Genomic DNA, 13583 nt, shown 5'->3' with positions numbered 1-13583 from the left:
CAATGTGGTACGTCAGTCCGCCATCGTGAAGTCGTCGAACGAGAACCCCGGCGACACGAGGCAGCTCAGCAGCACCTCGCCGTCGCCCGGGATCGTCCGCTGCCAGACCCCGCCACGCACGAACGCCTGCGCGTCGTTCACGCGGTCGCGTCCGGCGTCGGGTCCGAGGGTGATGGTCGCTCCCGGCACGGGCTCGTCGCCGTCGCCACCGAGCTGCAGGTCGACGGCGTCGGGGCCGTGCCACATCCAGATCTCGTCGCTCGTCACCCGGTGCCAGGCGGAGGCCTCGCCCGGGGGCAGCAGGAAGTGGATGAGCGTGGCGCCCGGACGGTCACCGGCGGCGGTCGGCACCGTCGCGGGCGAGGTCCAGGTGCGGACGTACCAGCCGCCCTCCGGGTGCGGCTCCATGCCGAGGGCGACGGCGCGCTTCGGGACGTCGAGCCACTCGATCAGGTCGCCGCCCACGGTGCGTCGTGCGGCCATGCCGGGTCGGGGTGCGGTCTCGGTCATGGTTCCTCCACGTGGTTCGGGGTGAGGTCGCCGTCGGCGGCCCGGACGACACCGCCGATGACGGTCGCGACCGCACGGCCGGCTCCGTCCTCGACGAGTTCGGCCAGCGCGTCCGGCACGGTGCGGGCGTCGACGTCGAACACGGCCAGGTCGGCCCGCGCGCCGACGGCGAGGTGCCCGACCCGGTCCGCCCCGACGGCGAGTCCCATCGCGTGCGCGCCACCGAGGGTCGCGGCGGCGAGGAGCCGTTCGTGCAGGTCCCGGTGGCCGTACCCCTGGGCGCGGGCGATCCGGTGCAGTGCGGTGACGTCGGCCATCAGGTCGAGCGACGGCGACGACGACAGCGAGTCGGTGCCGATCGCGATCGGGCTGCCCTCGCGGAGGTAGTCCGCGACGGGTGGCGGGTCGAGGCCGATGACCGCGTTCGAGCGCGGGCAGAGCGCGACGGCGGTCCCGCGGGCCCGGAGCAGCGCCCGGTCCGCCGCGGTCATGTAGACCCCGTGCGCGATGTGGCAGTCCGGCCCGAGCACGCCGAGCCGGTCGACGAACGCGGTCGCGCTGGCACCGAAGCCGAGCGCCCGCATGGCCCGGAACGACGGCGCGTTCGCCAGGTGCCAGTCGCTGCCGTGGCCGACGCCGTCGACGCCGTCGAGTCCGGGGACGGGTCCGAGTGCGACCCGCTCCCCCTCGAACGCCGCCTCACCGAGGTGCAGGTGCAGCCGGAGGCCGCGCTGTCGCACGATGTCCGGCAGCTCGAGCAGGGGTGCGACGTCGAGCGAGTACGGGGCGTGCGGCGAGAGTCCGGCGCCCGGGGTGGTCGGGAAGCGCTCGAGTTCGGCGAGGACCTGGTCGCGGCCGTGGGTCTGCCACGCCTCGTTCTCCCAGTCCATGACCTCCCAGTAGGCGATGCCGCCGAGGCCGTGCGTCTCGAGCGCGGTCGCCGCTTCGAGGTCGGTGACGACGTCGGCGATGCTCGTCACGCCCGCCAGGATCGACAGCTCAGCGCCGGCAGCGGCCTCGGCACGCCAGTCGTGCGGTTCGGCGTAGTCGCGGTTGAACGCGGCCGCCCAGTCCTCGAAACCCTCGTACTGCCGCTGCCCGACACTGGCCATGCCGGTGTACTGCAGATGCGAGTGCGCGTTCACCAGGCCGGGCAGCAGCGCGCCGCGCCAGCGCCGTTCGGTGAACGTCGTGCCGGTGCCGGCGAGCTGGTCGACGACCCACGAGCGGTCACCGACGTGCAGGATCCGACCGTCCTGCACGGCGACGGCACCGTCCGCGATCGGCGGTGCGGTCATCGGGACGACGATGCGCGCCGCGTGCACGGTCACCGTGTGGTCGGCGGTGCGCCCGGACGTCACGACGGGTCCCCGAAACGGCGGGTCCGGACGTCGGGCGCACGGTCCGCGGGTTGCGCGGCGAGCGGGCCGGGAGGCGCGGGTCGGCTCCCGAAGGCGGCGAGCGCCGCGCGGGCGGTCGCGTGGTCCACCGCGGGGTCGATCGGCACGACGGCGCGGTCGAGCTCGTCGCCGCGCTCGAGGAGCATCCGGACGGCGCCGAGCTGCGCGGCGAAGGACAGGTCCATGATCTCGATCGGGTTGCCCTCGGCAGCGGTGATGTTGATGCACCCGCCGCCGTCGAGCACGAGCACGTGGTGGCCGTCCGGCCAGGCGAAGCGCTCGACCTTCCGGCCGATCCCGGTCCGCACAGCGCCCGCGGCGAGCGCCGCGTCGATCGCCACTTCGCCGTCGACCCCGCCGGCGACCGCCACGACGGCGTCGTCCGCACAGGCCCGGAGCGTCGCGAGGTCGATCGTGTCGGCGACCCCGGTCGCGCTCATCACCAGGTCGGCGTCGCGCACCGCGTCGACGAGCGGCGCGACCTCGTACCCGGCGAACAGCGCCTGCAGGGCGCGGACCGGGTCGGTCTCGGCGACCGTGACGGTGAAACCGAGCGCGCGGAGCACCAGCGCGACCCCCTCGCCGACGTGCCCGAACCCGGCGACGACAGCCGCGCCTCCAGGCCGGACCCGGTGGGTGGCGGACGCGAGCCCGTCGACCAGGTCGAGCACGGCGAACACCGTCGACTGCCCGGTGCCGTACCGGTTGTCGAAGAACGTCTTGGTGCGGGCGTCGTTGACGGCGACCACCGGGATCCCGAGCTCGCCGCGGGATGCCATCACGCGGAGGGGCCGGAGGCCGCTCGTCGTCTCCTCAGCCGCACCGAGCATCGTCGGCAGCAGGTCCGGGCGCTCCTGGTGGGCGAGCCGGATGACGTGCGAGCCGTCGTCGAGCAGGACGTGCGGCCGGGTGTCGAGCATCGCGAGCGCGAGGTCCTGCTGTTCCGACAGCGTCGCGGTGCTGCTGGCGTGCACGGTCAACCCCGCGCGCCGGAGCGCATCCGCGACGGCGTCGTCCGTCTCGTCGGCGTGTGCGTAGACGACGACCTCGGCTCCGGCGTCACGGAGCAGCAGGCTCAGCACGGCGGTCTTCGGCTCGAGGAACATGCTCACGCCGATGCGGGTGCCGCGGAGCAGCCCGCCCTCGCGGAGTTCGGCGGCGACCGCTCGCGAGACGGGCATCGAACGGCGCGCCCAGCGCAGGCGTGCGTCGGCGGCGGGGTCGTCCTCGGGGTCGCGGCCGGTGGAGACGAGGAAGACGTCGTCGGACAGGGCCGGCACGCCGAGCACCCCGGGTCGGACGCTCGTGACCGGGCCGAAGGCGTCCTCGTCGACGGCGGGCACGTGTCGCCCGGCGTCCACGACGACGAGGGTGGCGCCGCGGGGACGGTCGGCCTCGCGTTCGACGACGGCCGTGCTCTCGTCGGGCGACCCGGCGCACCACAGCTGGTCGACGGGCTCGTGGTCGGCGGCGGGTCGGGCTCCGAGGCCGGTCAGCAGGGCGTGCAGCGCGGCCGTGTCGCGGGGGTCGCCGCCGACGATGCGGAACCGGCGGGCGGCGACGAGCAGGTTCGTCGCGGCCGCGAAGCGTCGGACGGCGGCCGAGGCCCAGGCGCGGGTCTCGGGGTCGGGTCCGGGCGGCATGGGTCAATCGTAGGGCGAGCGGGCAGCATCACCCGAGCGGGTGCGGTGCCGGGGTCGCGGACCAGGCCGGGTCCTCGTCGAGGCCGCCGGCAGTCCGCTTCTTCGCTCGGATCAGCACCGCGATCAGGATGACCACCCCGATCGCCGAGACGATCGCCAGCCCCACCACGTAGAGCGTCGTCGCCAGCCCGGCGATCGACACCGGGACGGCACCGTTCCGCGCCGCGGAGAACGGCGTCCCCGTCACCAGGAACGCCAGCAGCGTCGAGATCGTGGAGTTCGAGTCCCACAGGCCGTGCAGCAGCGCCACCCCGACGTAGGCGATCGGGATCGACCACGACCACCGGAAGCGCGCCCGTCCGTGCGCGGCGCCGAACACCACCGCCCCGAGGATCGCGGTCCACAGCACGTGGCCGACCGGCGACAGGATGGCCCGCACCACCTCGGTCTGCAGCAGCGACACGAGGTCGATGCCGCGACTCGTGATCGCCGCGTTGAACGCGTAGCCGGCGGACTCGAACGCGGCGAAGCCGGCACCGACCGTCGCGCCGAGGAGCGCACCCTGCCGAGCCGTCTTCGGGCGCACCCGCCAGCCGACGACCACCAGGAGGACGCCCTTCACGAACTCCTCGACGAAGCCGACCACGATGTACAGGCCGGCGCCGGCGCGGAGGTCGGCCTCGAGCAGCGACGCCCCGAGCACGCCGAGGATGCCGCCGACGAAGAACGCGACGATGAGCTGCATCGTGCTCACCGAGCCGGTCACCCGCTCGATGACGAAGAGCACGACCGTGAACGGCACGAGGAAGCTGCCGAGCAGGATGATCGTCGGCACGAGGTTCGTGTTGAGCGTGGAGAACGTGACGATGATCGTGACGACCCAGAGCACGAACCCGGTCAGCAGCGTCTTCCACCACCACCCGTGCCGGTGGTGCGGGTGCGGGGGTTGCTCGTGCGGGTCCGGGTGCTGGTGCGGGTCCGGGTGCTTGTGCTGGTGCTGGTCCGGGTGCGCGTCCCGTTGCTCGGCACGGACGGCGGGGAGGTCCGAGGGCAGGCTCATGGGGACATGGTGCTCCGAGGTCGCACGGTGCGACCGCGGGAATGCCGGGATCGAGTCATCTGTTCGGGGGGACATGACTGACGAGACGTTCGACAAGGTGACGATGTTCGGTGCCGACTGGTGCCGCGACTGCCGACGGTCCAAGGCGCTGCTCGACACGCTCGGCGTGGACTACGAGTACGTGGACGTCGAGGCGGACCTCTCCGCGGCGGACCGCGCCGAGGCGATCAGCGGGCGGAAGAACATCCCCGTCGTGGTGCTGCCCAACGGCAAGCACTTCGTGGAGCCGTCCGACGCGGAGCTGCGGTCCGAGCTCGAGGCTTCCTCGCTGGTCTGACGCGCGCCTGGGTCCGGCCGGGCGCGCGCCTGATCGGGCGCGCGCTGGTCGAACCGGGCGTACCGGGTCGAATCGGGCGTACCTGGTCGGAACTTCCGACCGGGTACGCCCGATTCCACTTTCCATCGCGCGCGTGATGGGCCCGACCGACCGGACATCGGATGACTCGGGCATGATGGCGGCGTGATCATCGACGCTCACCACCACCTCTGGGACCCGGCCGACCGCCCGTACCCCTGGATGGACGACTCCGTCGCCCCGATCCGGCGACGGTTCGACGTGGACGACCTCCGCGCGGTCTCGCGGGACACCGACGTCACGCGGACCATCGTCGTGCAGGCCGTGCACGACCCCGGCGAGACGGCGTGGCTCCTCGCGCAGCCCGAGCCGGTCGTCGGCGTCGTCGGCTGGGCGGACCTGACCGCGCCGGACGTGGCCGACCGGCTCGCGGCCACCCTGGCGCTACCGGGCGGGGACCGGCTGGTCGGTATCCGGCACCAGGCGCAGGACGAACCCGACCCCGGCTGGCTCGCGCGTCCCGACGTGGCCCGTGGTGTCCGCGCCCTGGCCGATGCGGGGCTCGTGTTCGACCTGCTCGTCCGCGAGCGGGAGCACGCTGCCGCCCTGGCACTCGTCGACACGGTGCCGGCGGCGGTGTTCGTGCTGGACCACGCCGGCAAACCCCCCATCGCGCGGGACCGATCCGGCAAACGGGACGCCACCGAAACCGAGCGCGACAACCCCGCCGTGGCCGACGCCTGGCGCGCCCGGATGCGCGACTTCGCCGCCCACCCGAACGTGGTCTGCAAGGTCTCCGGCCTCCTCACCGAGGCCGGCGACGACTGGCGCCACCGCCCGGTGGCCCGCTACGCCCGCGAGGTCGTCGAGTTCTTCGGCCCCCACCGCTCGCTGTTCGGCTCCGACTGGCCGGTGTCGACCCTCGCGACCGACTACGCCGAGGTCCTCACCGCGACCACGACCGCCCTCGACGACCTCGGTGACGACGAGCGCGACGCGGTGTTCCGAGGCACCGCCGACCGCGTCTACCTTGCCGGGAAGCACCCGCAGACATAGGATGTTTCCGCTGCACCGGCGCAGCAGGAGAGCGAGGAACGATGCGGTTCGCACGACTCGGCCCGGCGGGGAGCGAGATCCCCGTGGCCATCGACACCGACGGCGAGGTCCTCGACCTCCGCCCGATCACGAACGACGTCTCGGGGTCGTTCCTGGCGTCCGACCCGATCGGCCGTGTGCAGCACGCCCGCAGCGCCGGCGACCTGCGGCCCGTCCCGGACGCCGATGCCCTCCGCCGCGGCGCTCCGGTCGCCCGGCCCGGCAAGGTCGTCTGCATCGGCCTGAACTACCGCGACCACGCCGCCGAGACGGGCGCGGAGATCCCGACCGAACCGATCGTCTTCATGAAGGACCCGATGACGGTGATCGGCCCCGACGACGAGGTCCTGGTCCCCCGTGGCAGCACGAAGACCGACTGGGAGATCGAACTCGCGATCGTCATCGGCACGACCGCGCGCTACTGCGAGTCCGAGACCGAGGCCGCGACCCACATCGCCGGGTACGCGATCGCCAACGACGTCTCGGAGCGGGAGTTCCAGCTCGAGCGCGGCGGGCAGTGGGACAAGGGCAAGTCGTGCGAGACCTTCAACCCGCTCGGGCCGTGGCTCGTGACCCCGTCGTCACTGCAGAACGCCGGCCTCGACCCGGAGGCACTCACGCTGCGCCTCACCGTGAACGGCGAGGTCCGGCAGGACGGCACCACGGCGGACATGATCTTCCGGCCCGCCGAGATCGTCCGGTACCTGTCCCAGTTCATGGTCCTGTACCCGGGCGACGTCATCAGCACCGGCACCCCGGCGGGCGTCGCGCTGGGCAGCGGTGCGCCGTACCTGCAGCCCGGCGACGTGGTCGAGCTCACCGCCGAGGGCCTCGGCTCGCAGCGGCAGACGATCGGGGCGGCGTGATGGACGGCGCCACCCACCAGGGCGTCCGGGCGATCGTGACCGGCGGCGCGTCCGGCATCGGCGCCGCGATCGTCACCGCGCTGCAGGACCGCGGTGCCACCGTGGCGGTGCTCGACCTGCAGCCGTCGAGTGCCGAGGGCGTCGTCTCGGTCACGTGCGACGTCTCGTCCGACGAGTCCGTGCGCGCAGCGGTCGCCACTGCAGTGGAACAACTCGGCGGCCTCGAGGTCCTCGTCAACAACGCGGGCATCGGCGCACAGGGCACCGTCGAGGACAACCCCGACGACGAGTGGCGTCGCGTGTACGAGGTCAACGTCCTCGGCGCCGTCCGCCTCTCGCGAGCCGCACTCCCCCACCTCCGTGCCTCCGGGAACGCGAGCATCGTCAACACGTGCTCGATCGCCGCGACCGCGGGGCTCCCGCAGCGCGCGCTGTACTCGGCCACGAAGGGCGCCATCGCGGCGCTCACCCGCGCGATGGCCGCTGACCACCTCCGCGAGGGCATCCGCGTCAACGCCGTCAACCCGGGCACCGCGGACACCCCGTGGGTCGGTCGTCTGCTCGCCAGCGCGCCGGACCCTGCCGCCGAGCGCGCAGCCCTCGAGGCCCGCCAACCGCACGGACGGCTCGTCGCCCCCGAGGAGGTCGCCGAGGCCGTCGCCTACCTGACGAGCCCCCTGGCCCGGTCGACGACGGGCGTCGACCTCGCGGTCGACGGCGGGATGCAGGCACTCCGGCTCCGGCCCGCCTGATGGCGGTCGGCTCCGCCGCGTCGGCCTGGAGGCGCGGTGCCGGTATCGTCGCCCTGTCCGGTCCGGCTCGTGGCCGGGTCCCCAGGAGGTGGTGACGTGGCTTCGTTGACCGACGACGCGATCGCACGCATCCAGCAGATGATCGTGAGCGGCGAGCTCCAACCCGGGCAGCGCCTCCCACCAGAGAAGGAACTGAGCGAGTCGCTCGGGCTGTCCCGGAACAGCCTGCGCGAAGCGGTGAAGGCCCTCGAGCTCATCCGCGTGCTCGACGTCCGCCGCGGCGACGGCACCTACGTGACCTCGCTCGAGCCGGGGGTCCTGCTCGAGGCGGTGTCGTTCGTCGTCGACATGCACCACGACCGTTCGCTCGTCGACCTGCTCGAGGTCCGTCGCATCCTCGAGCCCGCCTCGGCCGTCCTCGCGACCGCGCGCGCTTCCGAGCAGCAGATCGACGACCTGGCGACCCTGATGGCGTCGGTCGGCGAGGACACCGGCGTCGAGGACCTCGTCGCCCACGACCTGCTGTTCCACTCGACGATCGCCGGCATCGGCGGCAACCAGTACCTCTCCGGTCTGCTCGACGCACTGTCGAGCAAGACCGTGCGCGTGCGGGTCTGGCGCGGCCTCACCCAGAACGGCTCGGTGCAGCGCACGCTCGATGAGCACGCGGCGATCGTGGACGCGATCCGCCGTCGTGATCCGCAGCTCGTGCAGTCCCTCGTGGTGTCGCACGTCGAGGGCGTCGAGCGCTGGCTGCGACGGTCCCTCGACTGAACCTGAGAGCGCGCTGGGGCACCGTCGTGTTGGGTAGGACGTCGGTCGTGAACCCGGCAACCCGCTGGACACGTTGACCCCACAAGGAGGAAACCGTGCTCGGTCTCATCATCAGCCTCATCATCGTCGGACTCATCGCCGGCGCCGTCGCCCGACTCGTCATGCCCGGGAAGCAGCACATCTCGATCCCGATGACGATCCTGCTCGGCATCATCGGCTCGTTCGTCGGAGGGTTCCTGGGCTTCCTGATCTTCCAGCACGACCCGATGGACGGCTTCTTCCAGCCGGCTGGCATCATCGGTTCGATCATCGGCGCGATCATCGTGCTGTTCATCTACCTGAAGGTCTCCGGCCGCAGCAGCGCCCGCACCCGCTGACGCGGAACCCCCGCGCAACCCAAGTCACCCCGAACCGCGCAGACGCGTGGTTCGGGGTGACTTTCGTTGTGCGGGGCGTCGCCGACCGCGGGCGGGCGCGCGGGAGACCGCACCGCGCAGGCAGCCGGCCGGGGTCAGGCGTCGAGCAGGCCGGCGGCGCGCAGGTCCTCCCAGAGCTCCGCGGGCACGGCCGCAGCGGCCCGTGCGGCGTTCTGCCGCACCTGCTCGGCGGACTGCGCGCCGAGGGCGATCGCCCGGACCGCGGCGGCCCGGAGCGGGAAGGCCAGCGCGGCCTCGGGCAGCGTGACACCGTGCCGTTCGCAGACGTCCGCGATGGCGTTCGCCCGCGCCAGGACCGAAGCCGGCGCGGTGGCGTAGTCGTACGTCGCGGACGCATCGGGGCGGGTGTGCCCGAGCAGCCCCGAGTTGTAGACGCCGACCGCGACGACGGCGACGCCGAGCACCTCGCACCGTGCGACGAGCGCCGCCGCGGGCTGCTCGAGGAGCGTGTACCGCCCCGCGAGCATGACGACGTCGCACAGCCCGGTCTCGACGGCTGCCTCGAGCGCGGCCACCGAGTTCGACCCGACGCCGACCGCGCGCACCACGCCCGCGTCCCGCAGCTCGGCGAGGGTCGGGAGCGCCTGGGCCAGCCCGTCGGTCAGCGAGTAGACGTCCGGGTCGTGCAGGTACGCGATGTCGACGTGGTCGAGGCCGAGACGGCCGAGCGACTCGTCGAGCGAACGCCGGACACCCGACGGCGACGGGTCCCACTGCCGGACGAGGTCGTCCGGCACCGCGAACCCGCCGGACGCCAGGTCGTCGCCGTCGCCACGGCCGGGTACCAGCAGCCGGCCGACCTTCGTCGAGACCAGGTAGTCCGAACGCGGCCGGTCGGCGAGCGCCGCCCCGAGTCGCCGTTCGGACAGCCCGAGGCCGTAGTGCGGAGCGGTGTCGAACCCCCGCACGCCAGCGTCCCACGCCGCGTCGACGGTGGCCCGGGCGTCCTCGTCGGACACCGCGTGCAGCAGGTTGGCGATGCCGGCACCGCCGAGCCAGAACGGCCCGCGGTCGAGGTCGGGAAGGCCCGCGTCCGGCACCACGTCCAGCGCCACGTCCGCCGAGCTCATGCGTCCACCTGGTCCGCCAGTGACCAGACCCGCGGCACCCCGTCGTCGCCGCCGGAGTAGTCGTCGTCCGCCTCGAGCAGCGGGTTGATCGTCGCCTGCCACTCGGCGTTGACGGGGTCGTCGGCGAGTGCGCGGCGCATCGCACGGTAGTCCTCGACCTCGATGAGGTGGACCAGGTCCCGCCCGTCCCGCCACACCGTCCAGTCGTGCACGCCGGCCTCGCGCAGTCGGGCCGCGAGCGCGGGCGGGACCGCGGCGTGCACGGAGTCGTACGTCGCCTCGCTCCCGGCCCGCAGTCGGGTCCGCGACAGGATCCGCTGCACTAGCGGCCGACCCCCGCGTCGTCGCGCAGGAACAGCTCGACCACCGGCACCGCGACGTCGGGCCGGACGATCGGCAGGGTCAGCGTCAGGGTGCCCGCCGGCTGCCCGCCGAGGCCGGTGTTCTGCGCACGCGTGCCCGCCGGGATCTCGCGGAAGTGGATCTCCGACGCGTCGTTCAGCAGCTGCGCGTACTCGACCTTCCCGGCCAGGCCGGCCAGGTGCACGTGCTCGAACGGCCACGTGAACAGGTGCAGGTACAGCCGGTTCCCGTTCTGCGTGTACACCGTGCCCGCCGGTGCCCGGAAGGACGACGGCCCGGCGCCGTAGACGGACCGCGCGTGCTGGTGCATCCACGTCCCCATGCCGGCGAGCGCGGTCCGTGCGACCCCGTCGAACTCGCCGCGGCCGGTGGGTCCGACGTTGAGGAGCATGTTCCCGTTGTTCGACACCCCGTCGACGAGCATCCGGACGAGCAAGTCGATGCTCTTCACGTTGAGGTTGTCGCGGTCGTAGCCCCACGAGCCGTTGAGGGTCTGGCAGGCCTCCCACGGCACGTGCACGCCGTCGACCTCCATCGGCTTGTCCGGCTGGTACTGCTCCGGGGTGACGAGGTCCCCCGGGATGTCGAGCCGGTCGTTGACGATGATGCCGGGCTGCAGGCGCTTCGTCAGCGCCAGCAGCTCCTCGGATCCCCAGTCCTCGCGGCCCTTGCCGCCCCAGATGTCCTCGTGGTCGTTGTCTCGGTAGGAGAAGTCGTAGAAGAGGTAGTCGACCCGTCCGTAGTCGGTCAGCAGCTCCTCGACCTGTCCGTGCAGGTACGCGCGGTACCGGGCCATGTCGCGGCCCTCGTTGAGCGCGGCGATCGCTGCCTCGCCGTCATCCCGTCGCGGGTGCACGCCGTCGATCGTGAAGTCCGGGTGGTGCCAGTCGATGAGCGAGTGGTAGAAGCCGACGCGCAGGCCCTCCGCCCGGACGGCGTCGACGAACTCGCGGACGATGTCGCGGCCGAAGCGGGTGTTCGTCGCCTTGTAGTCGGTCAGCTTCGAGTCCCAGAGCGCGAAGCCCTCGTGGTGCTTCGTGGTGAGGACGACGTACTTCATGCCGGCCTCGCGGGCGCGGCGGGCCCAGTCGGCGGCGTCGAACAGGTCCGGGTCGAAGTGGTCGAAGTACTTCTGGTAGTCCTCGTCGGTGATCCGCTCGCGGTTCTTCACCCACTCGTGCCGGGCCGGCAGGGCGTAGAGCCCCCAGTGGATGAACATGCCGAACCGGTCGTGGGTGAACCAGGCGGGCAGGCCGTTGGCGTCGGTCGCGGTCTGCGGCTCTGCAGGTGCGGTGATGGTCATGGGGCCGGTGTTCCTTTCAGAGGGGGGAGGGGCATCAGCGGCCGCCGAGGCCGGAGGTGACGATGCCCTTGACGAGGTGCTTCTGGAGCAGGACGAGCAGGATCACAGTCGGCAGCATCGAGATCACCGAGGCCGCCATCACGAGGTTCCACTCGGAGCCCTGCTGGCCGAAGAACTGCTGCAGGCCGAGCGGGATGGTGCCGTGGGCCTCGACGTCGTTCACGACGACGAGCGGCCAGAGGAACGAGTTCCAGTACGAGATGAACGAGAACACCGCGAGCACGGCCATGGTCGGCCGGGCGAGCGGGAGCATCACCGAGAAGAACGTCCGGATCGCGCCGGCACCGTCCACGCGGGCGGCGTCGTCGAGCTCCTGCGGCACGGTCAGGAAGAACTGCCGGACGAGGAAGGCGCCGAGCGCGGTGAAGGCCCACGGGATGATGAGCGCCTGGAACGTGTCGACCCAGCCGAAGCCCTGCATCATCACGTACATCGGGATGACGAGGACGTCCTGCGGGATCATCAGGGTGACGAGGAACAGCAGGAACACCGTGTTCCGGCCACGCCAGCGCAACCGTGAGAACGCGTACCCGGAGAGCACGGCCACGGCGACGTTGATCGCCGTCCCGACCGCCGCGACGAACACGCCGTTGAGGATGAAGCGGGCGAACGGCAGGTAGGTGAACGCCTGCACGTAGTTGTCCCACTCGAGCGAGCGGCCCCAGAGCGTCGGCGGGGTGGTGAACACCTGGTCGGCGGGCTTGAGGCTCGTCGCGACCATGTAGATGAGCGGCGAGACGAACAGGAGCGTGACGAGGCAGAGCAGGGCGTACCCGATCGCGTGCCGGACCCGCCCCGGTCGTGGCGCGGACTTCGTCCTGGCGACGGCACGGGGGTTGACCGTCCGGTTCGACGTGGTGGCACCGACGTGCCCGCGGACCGCTTCACTCATAGTGCACCCACCGCTTCTGCCCGAGGAACTGGACGGCCGTGATCCCGAGGATGATGACGAACAGCACCCAGGCGCCGGCCGAGGCCAGACCGAGCTGCTGGTTCTGGAAGCCGGTGTTGTAGATGTACTGCACGAGGGTCTCCGTCGCGGTGCCCGGCCCGCCCTTCGTCAGGACGAACGGCTGCACGAACACCTGGAACGAGGTGATCAGCGTCATCATCGTCGCGAAGAACACCGACGGCGAGATGAGCGGGAACTTGATGGCCCAGAAGGTCTGCCAGGCGTTCGCGCCGTCGAGCTGCGAGGCCTCGATCTGGTTCTCCGGCACGGCGTCGAGCGCCGCCGAGAAGATCAGCATGTTGTAGCCGAAGCCCTGCCACACGCTCATCGCGACGATGGCGAACATCGCCCAGTGCTCGTCGGCGAGGAAGTTCGGCGCGTGCACGCCGACGGTGGACTGCAGCGACGCGTCGATCGCCCCACCGGGCTGGTACAGCATCCGCCACACGACGACGTTCGCGACGATCGGTGTGATGGTCGGGATGAAGAACAGGACGCGGAAGACGTGCCGGCCGGCGATCCGCGGCGTCAGCCAGGCGGCGAGCCCGAGGGACACGACGAGGTTCAGCGGCACGTACAGCACCACGAAGAGCGCGGTGTTGAGCGCGACCGTTCGGAACACCGGGTCGGCGAACAGTCGGGCGTAGTTCTCGATGCCGGCCCAGCTGCGCTCGCCGAGCATGGGCCAGTTCATGAAGCTGACGACGAGCGACGCGATGATCGGGAACGCCGTGAAGACGACGAGTCCGATCGAGTGCGGTGCCGCGAACGCAGCCCCCCACCAGGAGCGGCGCCCGAGCGCGCTCGTGTCCTCGCCGCCCTTCCGCCGCGGGGTGGCGGCTCCGACCGCGATCGCGGTCGCGACCGCGGGGACGGCCGCTTCGGCCGGTGGGTCCTGGATGGTGGTCATGCGACGACCTCCTCGTCGTTCGCGCGGTCCTGA

At 72.0% G+C, this 13583-nt stretch carries 15 protein-coding genes; 6 read left to right on the top strand and 9 right to left on the bottom strand.

The window, feature by feature from the left end:
- Positions 1 to 12: 12 nt before the first annotated feature.
- From EDF64_RS14665 to EDF64_RS14650, 4 genes are read right to left on the bottom strand one after another with little or no spacing between them, the layout of a single operon-like run.
- On the bottom strand, positions 13 to 510 hold the full coding sequence (locus tag EDF64_RS14665; RefSeq protein WP_243736406.1) for a cupin domain-containing protein: 498 nt from the start codon (positions 508 to 510) through the stop codon (positions 13 to 15).
- The gene (locus EDF64_RS14660) at positions 507 to 1871 is read right to left on the bottom strand and encodes an amidohydrolase family protein (protein ID WP_347813192.1); all 1365 of its coding nucleotides are present in this window, start codon (positions 1869 to 1871) and stop codon (positions 507 to 509) included. The genes EDF64_RS14665 and EDF64_RS14660 overlap by 4 nt, the downstream gene beginning before the upstream one ends.
- Positions 1868 to 3553 carry an adenosylhomocysteinase gene (locus EDF64_RS14655; RefSeq protein ID WP_133520710.1) on the bottom strand — a complete coding sequence of 562 codons (1686 nt, stop codon included), beginning with the start codon at positions 3551 to 3553 and terminating at the stop codon, positions 1868 to 1870. Before EDF64_RS14655 ends, EDF64_RS14660 begins: the two co-directional genes overlap by 4 nt.
- A gap of 28 nt (positions 3554 to 3581) precedes the next feature.
- Positions 3582 to 4613 (bottom strand): PrsW family intramembrane metalloprotease, encoded by a 1032-nt coding sequence (locus tag EDF64_RS14650; protein WP_133520709.1) that lies wholly within the window; start codon positions 4611 to 4613, stop codon positions 3582 to 3584.
- Between the two features lie 73 nt (positions 4614 to 4686).
- Here EDF64_RS14650 and EDF64_RS14645 point away from each other — a divergent pair, with 73 nt between their 5' ends.
- From EDF64_RS14645 to EDF64_RS14620, 6 genes are all read left to right on the top strand, one after another.
- Entirely contained in the window at positions 4687 to 4950 is a 264-nt protein-coding gene (locus tag EDF64_RS14645; protein ID WP_133520708.1) for a glutaredoxin family protein, read from the top strand.
- A gap of 183 nt (positions 4951 to 5133) precedes the next feature.
- Positions 5134 to 6024 carry an amidohydrolase family protein gene (locus EDF64_RS14640; RefSeq protein WP_208108917.1) on the top strand — a complete coding sequence of 297 codons (891 nt, stop codon included), beginning with the start codon at positions 5134 to 5136 and terminating at the stop codon, positions 6022 to 6024.
- A gap of 41 nt (positions 6025 to 6065) precedes the next feature.
- On the top strand, positions 6066 to 6929 hold the full coding sequence (locus EDF64_RS14635) for a fumarylacetoacetate hydrolase family protein (protein ID WP_133520707.1): 864 nt from the start codon (positions 6066 to 6068) through the stop codon (positions 6927 to 6929).
- Positions 6929 to 7681, top strand: coding sequence for an SDR family NAD(P)-dependent oxidoreductase (locus EDF64_RS14630; protein ID WP_133520706.1), 753 nt, complete (start codon positions 6929 to 6931; stop codon positions 7679 to 7681). The genes EDF64_RS14635 and EDF64_RS14630 overlap by 1 nt, the downstream gene beginning before the upstream one ends.
- Positions 7682 to 7777: 96 nt before the next feature.
- Positions 7778 to 8455, top strand: coding sequence for a FadR/GntR family transcriptional regulator (locus EDF64_RS14625; protein WP_083402770.1), 678 nt, complete (start codon positions 7778 to 7780; stop codon positions 8453 to 8455).
- Positions 8456 to 8550: 95 nt separating this feature from the next.
- Positions 8551 to 8832, top strand: coding sequence for a GlsB/YeaQ/YmgE family stress response membrane protein (locus EDF64_RS14620; RefSeq protein WP_071292246.1), 282 nt, complete (start codon positions 8551 to 8553; stop codon positions 8830 to 8832).
- Between the two features lie 134 nt (positions 8833 to 8966).
- On the opposite strand, the gene EDF64_RS14615 is transcribed toward EDF64_RS14620, so the two are convergent.
- From EDF64_RS14615 to EDF64_RS14595, 5 genes are read right to left on the bottom strand one after another with little or no spacing between them, the layout of a single operon-like run.
- Positions 8967 to 9962 carry an aldo/keto reductase gene (locus EDF64_RS14615; RefSeq protein WP_133520705.1) on the bottom strand — a complete coding sequence of 332 codons (996 nt, stop codon included), beginning with the start codon at positions 9960 to 9962 and terminating at the stop codon, positions 8967 to 8969.
- A complete protein-coding gene (locus EDF64_RS14610) occupies positions 9959 to 10285 on the bottom strand; it encodes an L-rhamnose mutarotase (protein ID WP_133520704.1) in 327 nt (108 codons plus the stop codon). Before EDF64_RS14610 ends, EDF64_RS14615 begins: the two co-directional genes overlap by 4 nt.
- Positions 10285 to 11628: an alpha-L-fucosidase gene (locus EDF64_RS14605; protein ID WP_133520703.1), complete on the bottom strand. Its 1344-nt coding sequence runs from the start codon at positions 11626 to 11628 to the stop codon at positions 10285 to 10287. Before EDF64_RS14605 ends, EDF64_RS14610 begins: the two co-directional genes overlap by 1 nt.
- A gap of 34 nt (positions 11629 to 11662) precedes the next feature.
- A complete protein-coding gene (locus tag EDF64_RS14600) occupies positions 11663 to 12580 on the bottom strand; it encodes a carbohydrate ABC transporter permease (protein WP_111115282.1) in 918 nt (305 codons plus the stop codon).
- Complete coding sequence (locus tag EDF64_RS14595; protein ID WP_111115283.1) at positions 12573 to 13550, bottom strand: carbohydrate ABC transporter permease; 978 nt, start codon at positions 13548 to 13550, stop codon at positions 12573 to 12575. The genes EDF64_RS14600 and EDF64_RS14595 overlap by 8 nt, the downstream gene beginning before the upstream one ends.
- Positions 13551 to 13583 lie beyond the last annotated feature (33 nt).

This window comes from Curtobacterium flaccumfaciens, assembly GCF_004361695.1.
GTDB classification, from domain to species: Bacteria; Actinomycetota; Actinomycetes; order Actinomycetales; family Microbacteriaceae; genus Curtobacterium; species Curtobacterium flaccumfaciens_B.
Note: the sequence above shows the minus strand (reverse complement) of the source record. Positions and strands in the feature narration are given on the sequence as shown.

Bases quoted from the DNA above. Each gene is read 5' to 3' on its own strand.
- EDF64_RS14650 (WP_133520709.1), bottom strand. From the start codon at position 4,613: ATGAGCCTGCCCTCGGACCTCCCCGCCGTCCGTGCCGAGCAACGGGAC.
- EDF64_RS14635 (WP_133520707.1), top strand. From the start codon at position 6,066: ATGCGGTTCGCACGACTCGGCCCGGCGGGGAGCGAGATCCCCGTGGCC.
- EDF64_RS14595 (WP_111115283.1), bottom strand. From the start codon at position 13,550: ATGACCACCATCCAGGACCCACCGGCCGAAGCGGCCGTCCCCGCGGTC.
- EDF64_RS14615 (WP_133520705.1), bottom strand. From the start codon at position 9,962: ATGAGCTCGGCGGACGTGGCGCTGGACGTGGTGCCGGACGCGGGCCTT.
- EDF64_RS14600 (WP_111115282.1), bottom strand. From the start codon at position 12,580: ATGAGTGAAGCGGTCCGCGGGCACGTCGGTGCCACCACGTCGAACCGG.
- EDF64_RS14665 (WP_243736406.1), bottom strand. From the start codon at position 510: ATGACCGAGACCGCACCCCGACCCGGCATGGCCGCACGACGCACCGTG.
- EDF64_RS14605 (WP_133520703.1), bottom strand. From the start codon at position 11,628: ATGACCATCACCGCACCTGCAGAGCCGCAGACCGCGACCGACGCCAAC.
- EDF64_RS14645 (WP_133520708.1), top strand. From the start codon at position 4,687: ATGACTGACGAGACGTTCGACAAGGTGACGATGTTCGGTGCCGACTGG.
- EDF64_RS14655 (WP_133520710.1), bottom strand. From the start codon at position 3,553: ATGCCGCCCGGACCCGACCCCGAGACCCGCGCCTGGGCCTCGGCCGCC.
- EDF64_RS14630 (WP_133520706.1), top strand. From the start codon at position 6,929: ATGGACGGCGCCACCCACCAGGGCGTCCGGGCGATCGTGACCGGCGGC.